The organism is Pseudomonas lopnurensis, assembly GCF_015070855.1.
Taxonomy (GTDB): domain Bacteria; phylum Pseudomonadota; class Gammaproteobacteria; order Pseudomonadales; family Pseudomonadaceae; genus Stutzerimonas; species Stutzerimonas lopnurensis.
Genome location: NZ_JADDIX010000023.1, coordinates 1 through 17,734, shown reverse-complemented (window position 1 = coordinate 17,734; position 17,734 = coordinate 1). Strand labels below are relative to the sequence as shown.

Below are 17,734 nucleotides of genomic sequence, written 5' to 3'. Positions count from 1 at the left end.
AAAGGATAATCCGCGTTCATATCCGGCAGACGCGTGGGCAAGGCTTCGGCGTTGCCCACCCTACGAACTGGGCATTATGTTGTAGGAGCCAGCTTGCTGGCGATCAACGGCATCGCAGCCACGGCTCGGCGTCCCTCAGGCTCCTAACAAGTCCACATTCATGGGAAGCCAAGCGTGGGAGCACTTGTTCTGCGGCCAGGATTCATGTTCGACGCAAGCGAATAAGGGGTATTGCATGATGAAACTCTGGGGGCGAAGCAATTCGACCAACGTGAAGAAGGCGCTCTGGTGCCTGGAAGAGCTTGGCCTTTCCTATACCCGCATCGATGCCGGTGGAGCCTTCGGTATCGTCGGCGAGCCGGCCTACGTCGCGAAGAACCCGAACCGCCTGGTGCCCTGCCTGGAAGACGGCGAGCTGGTGCTCTGGGAATCCAACGCGATCGTGCGCTACCTGGCGGCGCAATATGGCGAGCCAGCGCTGTGGAACGCCGACCCACGCCAGCGGGCCGAGGCGGACAAGTGGATGGACTGGGTGACCTCCTCCCTGGCGGCACCGTTTCGGGTGGTGTTCTGGAACCTGCTGCGCACTCCGGCCGAAAAGCGCGATAACGACGCGGTAGCGGCCGCGCTGGCGGAGTGTGGCGGCCTGTTCGCCATCGCCGATTCTGCTCTGGCCGAGCAGCCGTACCTGTCCGGCGCGTGCTTCGGCATGGGCGACATCCCGCTCGGCTGCTTCGCCTATGCCTGGTTCGAAATGCCCATCGAGCGCCCCCAACACCCGCACCTGCGCGACTGGTACCAGCGGCTACGGCAACGCGCCGCCTACCAGCGCGCCGTGATGACGCCACTGACCTGAAGGCGCACGAATCTGCCGCCCGGTGGAAAACGGCGCAGCCTTTTCCACCGGGCGGATCACCAGGCAACAAGCTGGCTCGCTGCTGGCCCCGATGTCTTCGAGCGAAACGACCAGCAGCGCCGCTCGCATGATCGCTATACCGCCGCAGCTGCAACGGCTCGCGAACGCCAGGCAAAAGCCAGAACCATCAGCAACCCCAGGCTGGCCATCGCCGCTCCGGCCAGGGAAATCGCCGGATATCCCAGCCCGGCATTGATCACCGCCCCACCCAGCGCGGCACCCACCGCGTTGCCGAGGTTGAACGCGCCGATGTTCACCGCGGACGCCAGGTTGGGCGCGTCCTTGGCCGCTTCCATCACGCGCATCTGCAGCGGAGGTACCAGGGCAAAGCTGGCGATGCCCCAGACCAGGATGGCCGCCGCTGCCGGCAGCGGCCAGCGCATCAGCACCGTGAACGCCAGCAATACAAGAATCAGCATACTCAGCGAAACGATCAGGGTGCGGTCGATCGAGCGGTCCGCGGCCTTGCCGCCCCACATATTGCCCAGGGTCAGGCCTACGCCGAACAGCACCAGCATGGCGGTGATGAAGGTGGTGGACGCGCGTGTCTCGCTGCCCAGGATCGGCGCGATGTAGGTGAACACGGTAAACATCGCGCCCGAGCCGACTACGGTCAGGGCCAGTGCCGCCAGCACCGGGCCGCGGCCCAGTACCCGGATTTCGGCCAGCACACCATCGCTTGGCGGCAGCGGCATGTTGGGCAGGGCGAACCACAGCGCCGCCATGGTCACCATGCCGAGGCCGGCGATGCCCCAGAACGCTGTGCGCCAGCCGAGCAGTTCGCCAAACCAGGTGGCCAGCGGCACGCCGCCGATGGTCGCCAGGGTCAGGCCCATGAACATGGCTGCGACCGCCCCTGCGCGTTTGTCCGGGGCGACCACGCTGGCGGCGACGATGGAACCGACGCCGAAGAACGCGCCGTGATTCAGCGAGGTCACCACCCGGGCGACCAGCAGGCTGTAGTAATCGGTCGCCAGGGCCGACATCAGGTTACCCAGCGTGAAGATGGCCATGAGCCCGATCAGCAGGTAACGCCGGGGAATCCTGCCCGTGGTCAGGGTCATCAGTGGCGCGCCGAGCAGTACGCCCAGGGCATAGGCGCTGACCAGCAGGCCGGCGGCGGGAATGGAAACGCCGAGATCGGCAGCGATGCCCGGCAACATGCCCATGGGGGCGAACTCGGTGACGCCGATGCCAAAGGCACCTACGGCGAGTGCGACAAGTGGTGGATTGATACGCATGGAAGGCTCCTTATCTATGCCGTGAATGCTACAATCCCGTATCTGAAGTCGGTATATAGCTTTTGATGCAAGAACCTTTGCTTATGGGTCACAAATGGATTTCAGCGGCAAGTCGGGTGAAATGGGCGTATTCGTCACGGTGGCACAGGAAGGCAGCCTGTCGGCTGCCGCGCGGGCACTGGGGCTGTCACCCTCGGCCGTCAGCCGGATCATCGCGCGCACCGAACAACGGCTCGGCGCCCGCCTGATGTTGCGCACCACCCGAGCGATCACCTTCACCGCCGAGGGCGAGGCTTACCTGCGTGGCGCTCGGCGCATCCTGGCCGACATGGCCGAGATCGAAGAATCCATCGCCGACCAAGGCGTGCCCAAGGGCCGCTTGCGGGTCAGCGCCGCCCTCGGCCATGGGCGGCTGGCCATCGTTCCCTTGGTGGCGGCATTCAGCGCCCGCTACCCGAACATCGTCGTCGACCTCGCCCTGGGCGACGAAGTGGTCGATATTCTCGGCGGCCAGGCCGACGTGGCGGTGCGCTTTGGCCACCTGCCCGACAGCCCCCTGACCGCCCGCAGGATCGGCGATACCGGCCAGGTCGTGGTGGCTTCGCCCGAGTACCTGCAGCGGCATGGCATGCCCCAGGAACCGGAAGACCTGCTGCGACACAACTGTCTGCGCTTCAACTTCCGCCGCGCCGAACCCAACTGGCCGTTCATCCGAGACGGCAGCGTGTTTTCCCTGAAGGTCCGCGGCAACATCGAATGCAGCAGTGGCGAGGCGCTGGCGCAACTGGCCCGGGTAGGCGCCGGCATCGCGCGCATCGGCCACTTCACCGTGGCCGAGGACTTGCAGCGCGGTGACTTGGTGCCGCTGCTGGAAGCCTGGAACCCCGGCGACCGAGAGCCGATTCATGCCGTGTTCGTTGGTGGCGCGGCAATGCCGGCACGGGTGCGGGTGTTCGTGGACTTCTTGCTGGAACACCACCGGATATAGGCGGTTTTTCCCCCGATCCTTTTCCCGCAGATGGGCCGCTGGCACCTGCTCGCCATCACCATCGCCGACGCCGCCCTGGCCGGGCAGCCGTACCTGTCCGGCGCGAGTTACGGCATGAGCGATATCCCGCTCGGCTGCTTCGCCTACGCCCGGTTCGAAATGCCCATCGAACGCCCCGAGCACCCGCATCTTCGTGCCTGGTACCGGCGGCTACGGCAGCGCACGGCCTACCAGCGCGCCGTCATGACGCCCCTGACCTGACGGCGCACGAATCTGCCGGCGTAGGGTGGAAAACGGCGAAGCCTTTTCCACCGGACAGATCACCAGGCGGCGAGCTGGCTCGCTTCTGGTCTCGATGTCTTCTGCTCGTCGACATCCGCCAGCAAGGCACTGAGCTCGGTAAGATCATCGATGCCCAAGGACCCCACCGCAGCCTTGAGCTGCATCTGGGCCAGCAAGGTGTCGTATCGAGCCCGGGAAAGCTGCTGTAGCGTCTCGCTGAACTGGCTTTGCGCATCCAGCACATCCGTTCCGACACGTACACCCAGTTTGTAGCCCAACTGGTTGGAATTCACGGCTGACTGCGCGGATACCTTCGCGGCCTCCAACGCCTTTATCTGGGCGATTCCATCCATTACACCCGACCATGCCTGCCGAGTCGCCAGAGCAGCCGCGCGCCGGGTATCCTCCAGCTCATGCTCCGCCTGCATCCGCAGCGCTACCGCTTCGCGCGCGGAAGAGCTGAGGCGCCCGCCGCTATACAACGGCATGCTCAAGCGAAGCCCGATGGCGGCGGATTCGCTGCGCTCGGTACTCGCGTTGGGGCTCTGCTGCATGTTCTGGCTGAGCACCATATCGACCGTTGGCAGGAATTCGGCCTTGCGGCTTTGTACTTCCTTGCTGGCGATCTCCAGGAGCAACGCCTGAGCCTGCACTTCGAGGCTGCCGCTCTCGGCGGCTGTGACCCAGGCACTGGCGTCTTCCGGCCGTGGCGGCGCAAGTTTCACATGCTCGCGCAATCCCTTGAGCCGCTCGGGCCGCCCGCCGATGATTCGGGCCAGCGCATGCCGTGCCAACGCAAGATCGCTCCTGGCCTTGATGAGCTGTGCCATGGTCCTGTCGAAACTTGCCTGGGCTTCGTGAACATCGGTGATGCTGGCATTGCCCAACTCGAAGTGTTTGCGGGCACTCGCCAACTGCTCGGCATTGGCCGCTTGCAATTGCTCGACCGCATCGAGCACGTCACTGGCGTTCAATACCTCGAAATAGGACTCGACCACGCGCAGCATCAGTGCCTGTTCCGCACTTGCCAGGCGCGTTTCGGCGAGTGCTCGCTGCTGGTTCCCCTGTTCGTACTGCAGCCATCTCTGCCAGCGAAACAAGGGCTGCACGAGCTGGATGCCGTAGCTCCGGTTCTGTCGGCGCTGCTCGAGGGTGCCGCCGGACACGTCGTATTCGGTTTCGCTCCAGCTCGTCTGGGTATCGAACGTCACCTGTGGCAACAAGCCCGCACGCCCCTGGATCTGTCGTTCATCGCTCACGTGCCGCTGTGCCTGGGCCGCCGCATACTGGGCATCGTGCAGCACCGCCTGGCGGTAGATATCCATCAGGTCGCTGGCCTGTGCCTGGCCTGCCATGCATGCCAGCGCCCAGCCGCACAAGAGGCGCTTCCCCCTCATGCGCTGGCCTGTCTTTCTTCATCGAGGCGAACGTCTTCGACCACCGCGCCTTTGTCCAGGCAAATCAGGCGTCTGGCGAACGCGATGGTTTCGCGCCGGTGCGCGATGGTGATGCGGGTCATCGGCATCCGCTGCAAGGCCTGTACGACGTGCTGCTCGCTATGCAGGTCGAGATGGCTGGTGGCTTCGTCCAGCGCGAGAATCCGGGGTCGCTTGTAGAGGGCGCGCGCCAGCAGCACCCGTTGTTTCTGCCCGCCGGACAGGCCGCTGCCCATTTCCGCCACCAGTGTCTGGTAGCCCATGGGCATATTGGCGATCGCCTTGTGGATATTCGCCTGACGCGCCGCTTCCTCGATCCGCTGCTGGTCCGCCTCAGGATCGAAACTGGCGATATTCTCGGCCAGGGAGCCGGCGAGCAACTGATCCTCCTGCATCACGGCCCCGACCAGGTTGCGAATCGCCTGAGGGCCCAACTGGCGCGCCGGGATGCCGCCCACCAGAATCTCGCCTTCGGTCGGCGTGAGCAGTCCGAGCATGAGCTTGAACAGGGTACTCTTGCCGCAGCCGGAACGGCCGACGATGGCCACCGAGTCGCCGGCCTCGATGACCAGTGACAGATTGCGCAGCACCCAGGGCTCACCTTCCGCATAACGGTACGACACGTCGCGCAACTCGATGCGTGGCTCGATGCGCTCCAGGTCCGTTTCCATGTGGCTGTCCGGTTCCGGCGTTTCGAGCGCGATATCGGCCAGTCGCTCGGCATGCAGCGACAGCATGCGTATCTCCACGCCCAGGTCGATCAACTGGCTGGCCCGGCCGGTGAACTGGCTCTTGTAGGCGATGAACGCCAACAGCATGCCCAGCGAGAGCGTGCCGTCGAGAACGGCCATTCCGCCCACGTAGAGCAGCAGCATGCCTTCCAGCCCGAAGATCAGGGTATTGAGGCTGGTGAATGCCAGCAGCATTTTCTGCGTGGCGACATCGCGGTTCTGCACATCGGCGACCAGGTTCTGCCAAGTCGCCAGGCGCAGGGAGGTGGTGTTGAACAGCTTGAGCGGCAGCACCGCCCGTATCGTTTCCAGAAAGTAGGAATTCTCCCGCGCCGCCAGCACGATGCGCTCTTCCGAGGCGTTGCGCAGCGGCTGGTAGAACGCCACGCGCAGAACCATGTACAGCGCCAGGGCGATCGCCACGATGCCGGTCAGCACCGGACTGTAGAGCAGCATCATGCCCAGCGTGATCAGGGTTACCAGCCCGTCGAGCACCACCATGATCGCGCCGTTGGTGAGGACGTTGCGTATGGCCGTCAACGACTGGAAGCGCGCGGTGATATCACCGAGCTGACGTTTCTCGAAGTACGGCCAGGGCAGGCGCAGCAGATGACTGAACAGATTGCCCGACCATTGCAGGGCCAACTGCTGATTCAGCCTCAACCCCATCCACCCTCGGGCCATGCGCAGCACGAAATCGATCAGCATCAACAGGCAACCGCCCAGCACGGCGATCAGCAGCAGATCGTGATCCGCCGATACCAGGGCACCGTCCACCACCCACTGGGTGACCTGTGGTGCCAGCAGGGCCACGACTTCGAGCGCGAGGGCCAACGCGAAGATATTGGCCAATGCGCGCTTCAACCCGATCGCCCGGCCGGTCAGTTCGCGCAGGCGGATACGTGCCTTCTGCTGGGCCGGGCGAAAGGTGACATTGGGCGACAGCTCCAGCGCCACTCCGGTGAAATGCCGGGATGCCTCGGCCAAGGGCAGCACCCGGCGTCCGGTAGCTGGGTCGAGCAGATGCAGACGACCCCTGCGGACCTTTTCCAGCACCACGAAGTGATTCATGTCCCAATGCAGGATGCATGGCAACCGCAGCTTGGCCATGTCTTCCAGTTCGAGGCGCAGAGGTCGGCACGAAAAATCCAGACTCTGCGCATAGCGCACCAGTTGCGCGAGATTGGTGCCCTTGATCGAAATCGAAAAGCGCCGGCGCAGGCTCATCAGGTCGAGGTGCAGGCCGTGGTATCCGGCGATCATCACCAGGCAGGCCAGGCCGCATTCCTGGCTTTCCGCTTGCAACGTCACTTTCATGAATCGAGATATCCTGGGCCGCTTCAGGCGGTCAGTGCGCGGAAAGCTCCAGGACATCCTGACGGCATAGCGCGGTGACCAGCTCGCGCAGCTTGCCGGCATCCGCTTCGGGGCAATGCACGCTCAGTTCGGCAAGGCTGATGCCTGGGCGCTCCGCAATGCGGCGAATCAATCGTTCGCCCTGGTCGTCCAGGTTCAGCCTGGTGCCGTTGGCGATGACGTAACGCTCGTCGAGACCGTGAGGTTTGTTGGCGCTCAGCTGCAGACGCGCGTCCTCTGCAAGCTGGCCAGCGTTAGGGTTGCCGAACAGATCGATTGCCAGCGGCGACTCGACGCGTGTGTTGCCGATGAACTCGTTCAGGAAGCGGTCATAGTTCTGGGGATCGTTGATGAACGCGTCAAGGTGTCGTCCCACGGAGGCAAGCGTGCCTCTGGCATCTTCCCAGCGGCTCAGCGATCGTCGAGCGTCCAGGAAATCGGGCATGTGCTTCATTGCCCAACCCAGGTAATCCATGGTGTAGGCAGGGAAAGTGCCCAGCGCCAAATGGAAGGTTTCCTCGCCCAGCGGCAGCGGGTTATGCCACCAGCCACGCGGCAGATAGAAAACATCGCCGGCTTCGAGGATGAAATCCATATAAGGCTCGGCCGGACAGGGATATTGATGCTCGTAGTCCCTGCTCTGTTGGGTGAACAGCGGCGCCTCGAACGAAGGCTCGTACACGATCCAGCGCTTACGCCCGATCAACTGGATCGCGAATACATCGCGAGTATCCCAGTGGCAGCGGAATGAATCCCTTTCTCCGAAGGCGGCATAGGCACTGCTGACCACCTGCCTGCCGGTGAACTCCGCGACGCGCCTGGCGAACTGGTTGACCTTGGGCTCGTTGGCGATCTTGTTGGCGATCAGCGTGGCGCCGTTGCGCAGGTAGTCGTAGACCACTGGCTTGATCAGGCGATGCCGCAGCGTGCCGATATCCCAGTAGCTCTCCACATACTCGTGCTTGGGCCGGATGCCGTCGCAGGACAGCTTGAAATCGTTGGACGCCACATTGCTTCGCTCGAAGATTTCATTGGCGTCGCGCCAGGAGAAATCGTTCGAAGAAACTGCTACTTTCATCAGGAGAGGTTTCTTCTCTTGGTATTGTTCTAAGAATTCATTTGCGGGGATATTAAATGAAATGCTCATAAGCTGATTTGCCAGTCCTTGGCAGGCTATAATCCTGCAGGTTTTTATTGGGCTCTTGAGAGAGATTCAGCCAAGAGATTTTTTTATCTTGCTCAGTTGTAATTGGTGCCCGCGGCATTGTTATAGTCGGTGCCTGATTGATCAAATATACTATTGAACACATTGGATACGTGTCCTGCCAGCTGACCAGCATAGAAGGTAACCTGACTCGCTGCGATCAAGGCTGCACCGTTTTGTATAGCGGTACCGCCACCTGGCCCCAGAACTGCCCCTGCTGCAGCTCCTGCCACTACTGCCGAAGCGAGTCCGCCAGCACTTGCTCCACCAGTAACGGCCGCATTGCCATAATAGCCAACAGCACCTGCGACTCCACCAATTATGGCTCCCGGTACTCCAAACCCGCCAGAAGCTAGTTTAAGTTCCTCAATAGTCATTTCTCTCATGATTTTACCTCTCAGTTAAAGGTGGCAGATTGTAAGGATTATTCTTTTTGCAACTGGCGCTCCAAAGCCAATAGCAAAAGACACCATGAGCATTCCACGTAGGCCCATGCTGGTGCGATGATTTTTATTTCTCAAGCGGTAAAGTAGTCTGTACGATCCATAAAATATTGAGAAAAACATGATCATTAAGGTGAGATGCACTAAAAAATCAAAAGCTAGCCTAGGCTCGCCATTCGCAGAACAAAGCCAATTTACTCCGAACATACTAGGCCCCATCATGAGAGAACACTAAGCTAAGCTCCTGAAATAAGTTTGTTTCCTAAAACTATCTCGTACGTAGTCACTGATATAAATTACTTATGCCAAGCCTCCATCGCTTGTATCTGTACGCCTACTCAAGATTTATCAACTCCTGCAGTTCGTGCAGATTGGCCATTATCTTGGATCGACCTGCCTCAGCGCTCTTGGCCATGATTTCAGGTGTCAATCTGATTGATTTCTTTCCGACCGGCGTTCGATAAAAATCGGCTAAGCTATTCAGCTCTTCAATACTGAAATGTTCCGTATAAATTCTGATCATGTCTGCCTTCATTGGCTCGTAACCGATGTGCCTTGCATAGAATTCGCGCATGGCATCCCGGTAAGGCAGAAGCTTCGGATTTTGTTGCAGCTCCATAGCGAGCACTTGATCGATTGATTGTTCGGTCAAAGTGGCCGCGTCCATCGCGATCAGAAAATCTTCTGCAGCCTGTTTTTTCTCTTGGCTTGCCGCATAGGTCAGATTGATGGTTAGTATTAGTATGCAGCAGAGTAGTAGCGAATTTTTCAAGTGGTGACACCTCGGAAATTATTCGGAGTGTTTGTTTTTTATCTCTTCGTAGAGCTTGGTAACGACATATCTTTCCCAAAACAGCAGTAGGCCAACCATAAAGCATGCGAGTCCCTTGTTGCCAAACTCGAATAGTGACTAGGCAAGCGCCATGGAAATAAAGAATGTATATAAGGTGAATAAGTCTGATCTCAAGAAATCATTTTTAACCCAGTCCATTTCGAACCTTAGAAAAAGGTCCATGAGTCTTTTCATTTTCTCGTCTCGCAAGCAAGAGCTTTATCGATGATTCGAGCTGGTTGTAGGGTAGAGGAAGTTTTCACGTTAGATAACCCGACAGTTGTAGGGGTTATGTCTCGGCCAGCTTCATATGCCGAGCGATTAACTCGGTCCTCGTGCAGCAATCACTTTTGCGCAGCAGGACGGAAACATGGTCGCGCACGGTGTAATCGCTGATACCAAGCCCGGCGGCTATCTGTTTGTTGGTCTTCCCTTGCAGCAACAGCTGCAGGACGCTCTTTTCTCGTGTCGTCAGTTTCATCTGAGGCTTCCTTCCTACAGACTCAAGCATTCGGCTTAGAACCTGTGCATGATCTGCTGCGCGTCGGCCCTGCGGCGTTAAAAACAGGTTCGGAATGCTCATTTACATCAGTAAACTCCGCTTCCTCACCTGTTTTTGCCTTGCAGGGCCCTAGCTCGCGAGATCGTGAACAGGCTCTTAGAGTCATAATCTCCAAAGCCGAATGAGTCGTCGTCTGGCCAATTACATGATGCTGGGTCTTGGCTGTGGCGGATGGCTACTCGGCGTCCGCCAGGACCTCGACCATCCTTTCGGCGTCGAAATACCGTCGCGCCGCCGCATTCACCTGCTCGAGCGTGACGGCCGCGAAGGCATCGTTGCGCTCTACCCAGGAGGCCATGGTGACGTCTTCGTAAAGCTGCCGCGGCAGCCAGTTCAGGATGTTCCGGTCTTGCCCGAAGGCCTGGCGGCGCTCATTGAGGATGGTGGCCTTGGCCGCCTCCAGTTCCTGCTGGGTGATGCCGGATTCGGCCAGGCGGGCGACTTCTTCCTTGACGATGTCGGCGACCCGCTGTCCCTGGCCGAGGGAATAGCTGCCCTGGACGTTCACCCAACTGGCGTCGTCGAAGGTCGCGACCTTGATCGAGGAGCGCAGGTCGTAGGTCAGGCCTTCCTGTTCCCGCAGGCGCTTGCCCAGGCGGGAAGCCAGCGGGTGGCGGCCGAGGACGTGCTCGGCGACGAACAGAGCCGCCGTGTCCTCCGACCTGGCATTGGCCTGGAAATGCAGGCGGCCGATGTAGTGGCCGGTCTGCGCTGCGTTGGCCCTGGCGTGGATGCGTGCCGGGGCGATGTCTTCGTAGGGCTGTGGCGTTCTGTGGTGGGGCGCTTTGCTCGTCCAGTCGCCGAACAGCCGGTCCAGTTGCGCCGTTACCTGGGCCGCGTCGAAATCGCCCGCGATGGCCAGCTCGCCGTGGCTGGCGCCGTAGAAATCCTCATGGAAGCGGCGCACGTCCTTCAGGCTGACGGCCTTCATTGCTGCGCGTATTTCCTCATGTTCGACACGGCGGCGGATATCGCCTTCGGCATAACGTTCGACGTGCCGCCGCAGCGCCAGCCCCGCCACGCTGGCCGGTTGGTCGGCCGGAGCACGCAAGGCCTGCAGGCGCTGGCGCTTGACCAGGTCGTACTCGGCTCGCGTGAAGGCCGGCCGTTGCAGCACCTCGGCCATCAATTCCAGCAACGCGGGGAAGCTCTCGCCCGAGCTCTCGAAACGAACGATCAACGCGCCACCGTCCGGGACGACCGCCAGCCCGGCGCCGAGCCGATTGGCGCGGTCCACGATCTGCTGGTAGCTGGAGTCCCGGCTGCCGCGGACCAGCACGGTGCCGGTGATGTCCGCCACGGCGCGCTTGCCGTGCAGGCTTTCGACGTTGCCGAAGCGCAGGGTCATGATGCCCTGCACCGGCTTCGACGACCCCGGCTGCGCACGCAGGGCCACTTTCAGGCCGTTACGCAGGCGGGTGCGCTGGATGCCCTGTTCGACGTCCAGGATCTGGCGGTTGAAACCGGCGAGATCGGGCATTGCCTGCAAAGCGGCTGGAGCGGCGGCGGTCGGTTGTGCCGTAGCGGTCGGCGCGGCGCGGCGCTCCGCGGGCGCGGCGGCCTCGCTACCCGCGCGCAACTGCCCGACGAGGCGATGTCGAGCGGTGAAATGCGCCTCGGCTTCACGCTGCACCGTCTCCACATCGAGTGCCGAGAACTGGTCGAAGCGCTCGAGCATCAGTTGCCAGTCGCCTACCGCCGCGGATTCGGACAACACCTCCGCCAGGGCGCCCGGGTCGAGCAGAATCCTGGCTTTCATGTGTTGGCCGCTCGCCTGGGCCCGCTGCAATTCCTCGCTCGAAAGCCGTTGCCGGGACATCGATTCGATCTGCCCGATCAGCAGCGCCTGCGCATCTTCCATCGATTGTCCTGGCGCCACCATGGCACCGAACAGGTAGTAACCGCCATGCTCGAACGCCTGTTGCAGCGCGAACACGCCTTGGGCCACGCCAGGTGCTACCAGGGCCTGGTACAGCCGGCCGTGCGGCTCTCCGGCGAACACGTCGGCCAGCGCAGCCAGCGCGACGTTGCGCGGGTCCGCTGCCGCCGGCACGGGATAGGCCAGCGCCACCACGTCGGTATTGCCCTGCTTCACCTGGGCCGTCGCCGGACGGCCTTGTGGCAGGGCAATACGGGCGTCTTCGGTCGTAGGGTTGTCCGCCGCCGGTTTCAGCTTCACGAAATGACGCGATACCGCGTCCAGCGTCCGGGTCTGATCGAACTTGCCGGTGATCACCAGTACCGCGTTATCGGGGCGGTAGTGGCTTTCATGGAAGCGCCGCAGGTCCGCCAGTTGAATAGCGCGCAGTTCCTCACGCGAACCGAGCACGTGCCGGCCGAAGCCCTGGCCGGGTGTCGCCGCCGCCATCATGCGGTGCCCTAGCGCGCCAAGCGGATCGTCCTGGGCCCGCTCCATTTCCCGCAGTACCACTTCGAGCTCGCGGTCCAGGTCGTGCTGCTCGAAGCGCAGGCTGGCCATGCGCTCGGCTTCCAGCTCCAGCAGATGTTCCAACCGGGCCGCATCCGCCTCGAAAATGGCGGTGTAGCGCGTCCGGTCGAAACTGGTGGTGGCGTTGAAGCGGATGCCGCGCTGGCGCAGCCCATCGACCAGGGTCTCGGCGGATCGCTGCTCCGTGCCCTTGAACATCAGGTGTTCCAGCAGGTGGGCCGTGCCGCTGCGGCCGTCGGGATCGGCGAGCGAGCCGGTTCGATACACCAGGTTGAAGTACAGCGTGTTGCTCGACGCATCCGGAGCGAGGACGACGCGCAGGCCATTGTCGAGTCGATATTCCTTTATACCCCCCAGCTCGGTGACGGGTCCCTTCGTTCCGGCCCAGGCGTTACCCGCCAGCGCAAGCAGGGCCAGCACAAGCGCAATCGAGCGGCGTGCCCCCAATAAATACGTATGTTTCATAAGTTTTTCCAAAATAGATATATAAGGCTTGGCGGATCGTTTTTATTTTTGAATAAATGACTTTTCCAGCTTGCCTGATGAAAGCCAATCCATAACAAGGCAGCCGAGATAAATGCGCTTATGCTTGTGCGGGCCACACCTTTGTAATTGCCATGGAATAGCGCATGGATCGCACAACCTATGCTGGCCAGAAGAAGCATGGAAAACATGAGTTTGTAAGCGAGCAGGAGTCTTTCGAATGTAAACAGCGTTTTCATCGACACTGACGGTCCTTCCTTAATGCCGTTCTTGTACATTCAACCTTTATCCGGGAGTTGGCTTGCGCTCATCTTTCCCGTTACCGAATAGATGGGCTCCAGTGCCCACTCGTAGAGACGGCGCCTGTCCTGGATGATGTCCGCTTCCAGCAGCATGCCGGCCTGTAGTGATTGGGCGTTTCCATAGACGGAGATGGTCGGGGAGTCGAGCTCGACCGTTACCCGGTAGAAAAGCTCGGTAGTTGCACTGGCTTGCTGAAGGGCACTGGCGATATGGGCGGGAAGTTCCTGAGCCGCGTAGGGGCTCTTCGCCACATTCGATACCGTGCCGCGCGCCATGCCGAACTTCTGGTAGGGATAGGCCGCATAGCGCATCAATACGGGCTGTCCGGGCTCGATGAAGCCGGCCTGGCGCGGGCCGACATATACCTGGGCGGTGAGCGTGGCATCCTCGGGAATCAGGCTGGCCAGCAGCGCCCCGGCCAGTATCTGTTGGCCGAGCTGCACATTGAGCCCCGTCACGATGCCCGAGAAGGGCGCCACGATGGCTTGTTCGACACGCACGTCGTTCTCGGCCTGCTCCTGCCTGACCAGGGAAATGCCGTTGTCGACTTCGGAAAGGTCGGTGCGGTGACGCAGTTCGGCTTCCTGTCGCTGGGCGAGTAGCTCGGTGCGCTCGCGGTCGAGGTTTGTCCGGGTACGGCGGAGGGTTTGTTGCTGCCCCTGGAGCGCCAGCAGTTCCGCCTCGGCCTGCTGGAGTTGGGCGACCGAGACGAACTGGGCCTCTACCAACTGCTGCTGGCGATGCAGATGCGCCGAGGCCAGCTCCACGCGGCGCCCGAGCAGGCGAAGCTCTTCACCGAGCCGCTCCGATTCTTCCGCGAGTGCACCCAGGCGGCTATCGAGCATACGCAATTGCCCGCCTAGCCGATCCTCGGCCAGCACGCGATTGCGCTCCAGCAACAGCATGCGCTGGTCGAGTTGCTGCGCAATCAGCTCCTGGGTGCCGCCGGCTGCGCTGATGCGCTCGCCGGAGATCATAAACAGCACGTCGCCCTGTTCGACGCGCTGGCCCTCGGTGATGCTGATCTGTGCGAGCACGCCGGTCCCGCTGGCCGTCAGACGCAGCATGCCCTGCTGGGGCAACAGCAGGCCCGTTACCGTCGCCTTGCGGGTGTAGGTTCCAAAAATGGCGAAGGTCGCGACCAGAAGCGTCAGTGCGACAGCCAGAATGGCAGCGAACGTATAGCCCCAGGGCCGATGGATCAGCACGCTGCCCAACGAATGTCCACGGCGCGCGGAAAGCGCCTCGGGGCGAAATAAGGGGGCTTCATCCCTTGAAGCAGCCGCAGACATCCTGTCCTCGCTTTATCCGTAGTATCAGTAGGCCATTATGCTACTCGCCAACCATGGAATCTAAATGATAATGATTGTATCTTTGTATTTCTTTTGGAGTGCTACTGAAAAATGCAAGGTAGGTAAGATGCGCCAGCCGGCAGGCGGGTGGAGGACCACGGCGACGATCCGCGTTCTACAGGCTCAGCAGGGCCGAGAAGACCAGCAGCAGCGCCATGTGAATAACCGCTGCGCGTGCTGGAACGCAGCCGCTTCGCCGCGCTCAGCCTACCCAGACCAGGCAGGGCGACCAGGAAAATGGCAGTGCCCGGATCGGGCGATCACAGCGAGCGCCATGTCCGATGGGGCTTGCTCCTTGTTGACCGGCGGGCTAGAGTTCGGCGGTCACGGTCAATCCCGTGGCCGGGCGTGACAACCCGACTCAAACCAAGGCGCGGTAGCGCCATAGCTGAATAGCCGGCGCTTTTTTTGTGCCCGGCTATCGCATTTCTATGGTGGGCCGTGCGGGGCAGGCTTCGGCCTGGCCGGCGTCCTTGGTTGCCGGTTTGTCACCCCCGTACGGTCCGCCACCCAATCCGCGTGACAACGGCGGGTGACGGCTCCTTAATCAAACCAAGGAGCATAAGGAAAATGCGCTATCCAGCTTTTACCCAAGGGCTCCACCTTGGGCACTTCATCTGGTCCTCTACCTCCGCTCTGGAGGTGCACCATGACTAGATCCACCTCCTCGGTGATCCCCTTCCCCAAGCGTGTCGATCCCCATACCTCCCTCGATGCCTCCGCCTGCTATTTCCAGGTTGCGGCCGAGTTGCGGGTGATGATGCTGCACAGGCTGTTCTCCATGCTGACTCGTTCGCAAGCGTCCACGCCCGACGAACAGTACCTGCACGAGACATGCCGCCACGCGCGCGAACTGCTCAACGATGTGGTGGTGCTGTACCGCAGCTCGCTGGCACAGGCAACTGGGAGGGGGGAGGATGAATAAACCCAGCACCAGCTACCTGCCGGGCCATGATGGCCATCGCGGCGCGGTGATCAAATGGCCGGAGAACTGTCACCAGGCCTTCGACAAAGGTGTGGCCAGCGCCCAGGCCTGGCTGGGCAACGACGACAGCGGCTGGCTGTGGGCCGGCCTGATCCTCGAGCGCGACGCGCTGCCCACCGGAGCCCAGCGCCGCGCCTTCGAGATCGGCTTCCTCTGCCGGATACACCAGCGCCTGTGCTCGCCCGTCGGCGGCAATCACCAGGCCAGGAGGGCCTGCCTGAAACTCTGAACGAGTGGGCGATATACGCCGCTGTGTGCCAAGGCGGCGGCCAAGCTGTGCAAGTTTTTGCGCAGCTTGGCTTTTCGCTGCGAACCAGTGCATGGATCAGGCCGTTTCGTTTGTATCTGGCTGGATGGTTGCGGCAAGGTTCCTGCCATGGGGCTCCTGCCCGCGCCAGCCGCATCAGGGATGAGGATCAGGGAATGAGTGGAAAAAGCGATTGGGAAAAAGCCTGCGATCATGTAATGCCGCATGTGTGCCGGCCCGCCAGGCCCAACCCGTCCCGTGAAAAACGGCCCTTCGCGAAGCGTAGCGACGATCGACAGCCACCGGTGAACATCCATCGGGAACGCTGGGAGGCATACGAAAAATACGGTAGGGAGCCAGCACCAACGCCCAGCAGGACCCGGGTCGCCTTGCGTATCGGCGTGTTCTTCGACGGCACCGGCAACAATGCCAGCAATACCGCCACCGGCCTGCTCTGTGGCGCCCAGCATCCGATCGCACCGGCGGACCTGGATGCCAGTTGCAAACCCTATATGTCCGACCCGGGCAGCAGCTACGGCAACGATGTCACCAACGTGCATAGGCTGTGGTTTCTCTATCATGAATCACCAGCCCCGGAAGGGGATGGCGAGCAGAAGCAGGCGTTCCTCAAGGTCTACATCGATGGTATCGGCACCACGGCGGGTGAGCGGGACAGCCTGGTCGGTTCAGGGCTCGGCCGCGGCGAGACGGGGGTAGTCGAGCGGGTATGGGGTGCGTTCGGGCGTATCAGGGCACGTATCAATGACATGATCGGAGCCAATCCCGATATCGAAATCACCTCGCTGACCTTCGATACCTTCGGCTTCAGCCGGGGCGCGGCGGCAGCGCGGCATTTCGCCAATGCGGTCGCACAGGGCAGGCAAGGGCCGCTGGGGGATACGCTGACCAATCATGAAAAAGCCTTCAGCCGTTGCTTCTCCGATCGTTACCAGCGTGATATCCGCATGGGCTTTATCGGCCTGTTCGATACCGTGGCATCCGTCGCCGGGCTGGACAACCTCGGCAATGTGCGCAGCAGGGTCGTGCCGGGACTCAGTCTGCATCTGCCGCGCGAATTGTTCTCCTCGGTAGTGCATCTGGTGGCTCGCGACGAGTACCGCGCCAACTTCGCCCTGAGCCGGGTCAAGCCCGACCATCCCGAAATCACCCTGCCCGGCGCCCACTCGGATATCGGGGGCGGCTATCTGCCCGAAGCGGAGGAATGCCTGTTGGTCAGCCCGATGCAGGCGCTGAATGTTTCGCTGCAGACCGATGTGACGAACACCTCCATCTACCGCGACGCCGAACAGGTGCGGGCTCAATGGCTCGCCAAGGGCTGGCCCGCCGAAATGCTGGAAATCGTTACCCCCGAGCCGAAGCTGCTACCCGTCCAGGATCGCCATGCCCCTCGGCAGAAGCGGGTATACGCCGCCCTGCAGCTCAAGCGGAGGGTACGTGGCGAGCTGTCGCGGGTGTACCTGCGAGTGATGTATGAATTGGCCAGGCAGAAGGGGGTACGGCTCAACGTCATCGATGAACATGATCCGAACTATTCCATTCCGCCGGAACTTCAATCGCTTTGCTACCGGTTCGTCGCCGGCGACTACAGCACCTCGCGGGCCGAAGAGGCGCTGCTCCTACTGAAGTACATCCATATATCGGCCCACTGGAACCCGCCTGCGAGGCTGCAAGGCGATACGCCGCGCACCGGTTTCAGGGCGCAGTTCATCAACGCCCCCATGGCGGATGCGCAGCGCATGCAGCATCCGCATGTACCGGACTGGACGTTATGGTGATGCGAAGATTATCGGCTCTGTTGGTCATGCTGCTGTCTGGTGGTTGCCAAGTCATGGACCCCTTGTCGGGCGAGCGAGACCCGCACTCGCCGTGGTGGAGTGTTGGGCTCGCCGAACCCGCCTATATG

15 protein-coding genes and 1 pseudogene are annotated in these 17,734 nt (G+C 61.5%); 6 read left to right on the top strand and 10 right to left on the bottom strand.

Features of this window, described 5'->3' with window-relative positions:
- Positions 1-235 precede the first annotated feature (235 nt).
- On the top strand, positions 236-856 hold the full coding sequence (locus tag IN820_RS04930; RefSeq protein WP_193679913.1) for a glutathione S-transferase family protein: 621 nt from the start codon (positions 236-238) through the stop codon (positions 854-856).
- Between the two features lie 134 nt (positions 857-990).
- Here the strand turns inward: IN820_RS04930 and IN820_RS04925 are convergent, their stop codons facing one another.
- The gene (locus IN820_RS04925) at positions 991-2,157 is read right to left on the bottom strand and encodes an MFS transporter (protein ID WP_193679912.1); all 1,167 of its coding nucleotides are present in this window, start codon (positions 2,155-2,157) and stop codon (positions 991-993) included.
- Between the two features lie 94 nt (positions 2,158-2,251).
- Here IN820_RS04925 and IN820_RS04920 point away from each other — a divergent pair, with 94 nt between their 5' ends.
- Both IN820_RS04920 and IN820_RS04915 read left to right on the top strand, forming a co-directional pair.
- Complete coding sequence (locus tag IN820_RS04920) at positions 2,252-3,145, top strand: LysR family transcriptional regulator (protein WP_193679911.1); 894 nt, start codon at positions 2,252-2,254, stop codon at positions 3,143-3,145.
- A gap of 54 nt (positions 3,146-3,199) precedes the next feature.
- Positions 3,200-3,406, top strand: a pseudogene (locus IN820_RS04915) (glutathione S-transferase); the annotation flags it as partial.
- A 59-nt stretch (positions 3,407-3,465) separates the two neighbouring features.
- Here the strand turns inward: IN820_RS04915 and IN820_RS04910 are convergent.
- The 9 genes from IN820_RS04910 to IN820_RS04870 form a co-directional block, all read right to left on the bottom strand.
- Entirely contained in the window at positions 3,466-4,782 is a 1,317-nt protein-coding gene (locus IN820_RS04910; RefSeq protein WP_193679910.1) for a TolC family outer membrane protein, read from the bottom strand.
- A gap of 38 nt (positions 4,783-4,820) precedes the next feature.
- On the bottom strand, positions 4,821-6,911 hold the full coding sequence (locus IN820_RS04905; protein ID WP_235989072.1) for a peptidase domain-containing ABC transporter: 2,091 nt from the start codon (positions 6,909-6,911) through the stop codon (positions 4,821-4,823).
- Positions 6,912-6,942: 31 nt separating this feature from the next.
- A complete protein-coding gene (locus tag IN820_RS04900; protein WP_235989071.1) occupies positions 6,943-8,028 on the bottom strand; it encodes a JmjC domain-containing protein in 1,086 nt (361 codons plus the stop codon).
- A 161-nt stretch (positions 8,029-8,189) separates the two neighbouring features.
- The gene (locus IN820_RS04895) at positions 8,190-8,540 is read right to left on the bottom strand and encodes a hypothetical protein (RefSeq protein WP_207793496.1); all 351 of its coding nucleotides are present in this window, start codon (positions 8,538-8,540) and stop codon (positions 8,190-8,192) included.
- 391 nt (positions 8,541-8,931) lie between these two features.
- On the bottom strand, positions 8,932-9,369 hold the full coding sequence (locus IN820_RS04890) for a DUF2059 domain-containing protein (protein ID WP_193679906.1): 438 nt from the start codon (positions 9,367-9,369) through the stop codon (positions 8,932-8,934).
- A gap of 349 nt (positions 9,370-9,718) precedes the next feature.
- Positions 9,719-9,910 (bottom strand): response regulator transcription factor, encoded by a 192-nt coding sequence (locus tag IN820_RS04885; RefSeq protein ID WP_386362678.1) that lies wholly within the window; start codon positions 9,908-9,910, stop codon positions 9,719-9,721.
- Positions 9,911-10,166: 256 nt separating this feature from the next.
- Positions 10,167-12,905, bottom strand: coding sequence for a M16 family metallopeptidase (locus tag IN820_RS04880; RefSeq protein WP_207793495.1), 2,739 nt, complete (start codon positions 12,903-12,905; stop codon positions 10,167-10,169).
- Positions 12,902-13,201 carry a hypothetical protein gene (locus IN820_RS04875; RefSeq protein WP_193679904.1) on the bottom strand — a complete coding sequence of 100 codons (300 nt, stop codon included), beginning with the start codon at positions 13,199-13,201 and terminating at the stop codon, positions 12,902-12,904. The genes IN820_RS04880 and IN820_RS04875 overlap by 4 nt, the downstream gene beginning before the upstream one ends.
- On the bottom strand, positions 13,202-14,434 hold the full coding sequence (locus tag IN820_RS04870) for an HlyD family secretion protein (protein WP_313054793.1): 1,233 nt from the start codon (positions 14,432-14,434) through the stop codon (positions 13,202-13,204).
- Positions 14,435-15,227: 793 nt separating this feature from the next.
- On the opposite strand from IN820_RS04870, the gene IN820_RS04860 reads away from it, so the two are divergent.
- The 3 genes from IN820_RS04860 to IN820_RS04850 all read left to right on the top strand — a co-directional run bounded on the left by IN820_RS04860 (position 15,228) and on the right by IN820_RS04850 (position 17,606).
- Positions 15,228-15,503, top strand: a complete 276-nt coding sequence (locus IN820_RS04860) for a hypothetical protein (protein ID WP_193679901.1) — start codon at positions 15,228-15,230, stop codon at positions 15,501-15,503.
- A complete protein-coding gene (locus tag IN820_RS04855; RefSeq protein ID WP_193679900.1) occupies positions 15,496-15,792 on the top strand; it encodes a LasR-specific antiactivator QslA in 297 nt (98 codons plus the stop codon). Before IN820_RS04860 ends, IN820_RS04855 begins: the two co-directional genes overlap by 8 nt.
- A gap of 236 nt (positions 15,793-16,028) precedes the next feature.
- Positions 16,029-17,606 (top strand): phospholipase effector Tle1 domain-containing protein, encoded by a 1,578-nt coding sequence (locus IN820_RS04850; RefSeq protein WP_193679914.1) that lies wholly within the window; start codon positions 16,029-16,031, stop codon positions 17,604-17,606.
- Positions 17,607-17,734: the final 128 nt, after the last annotated feature.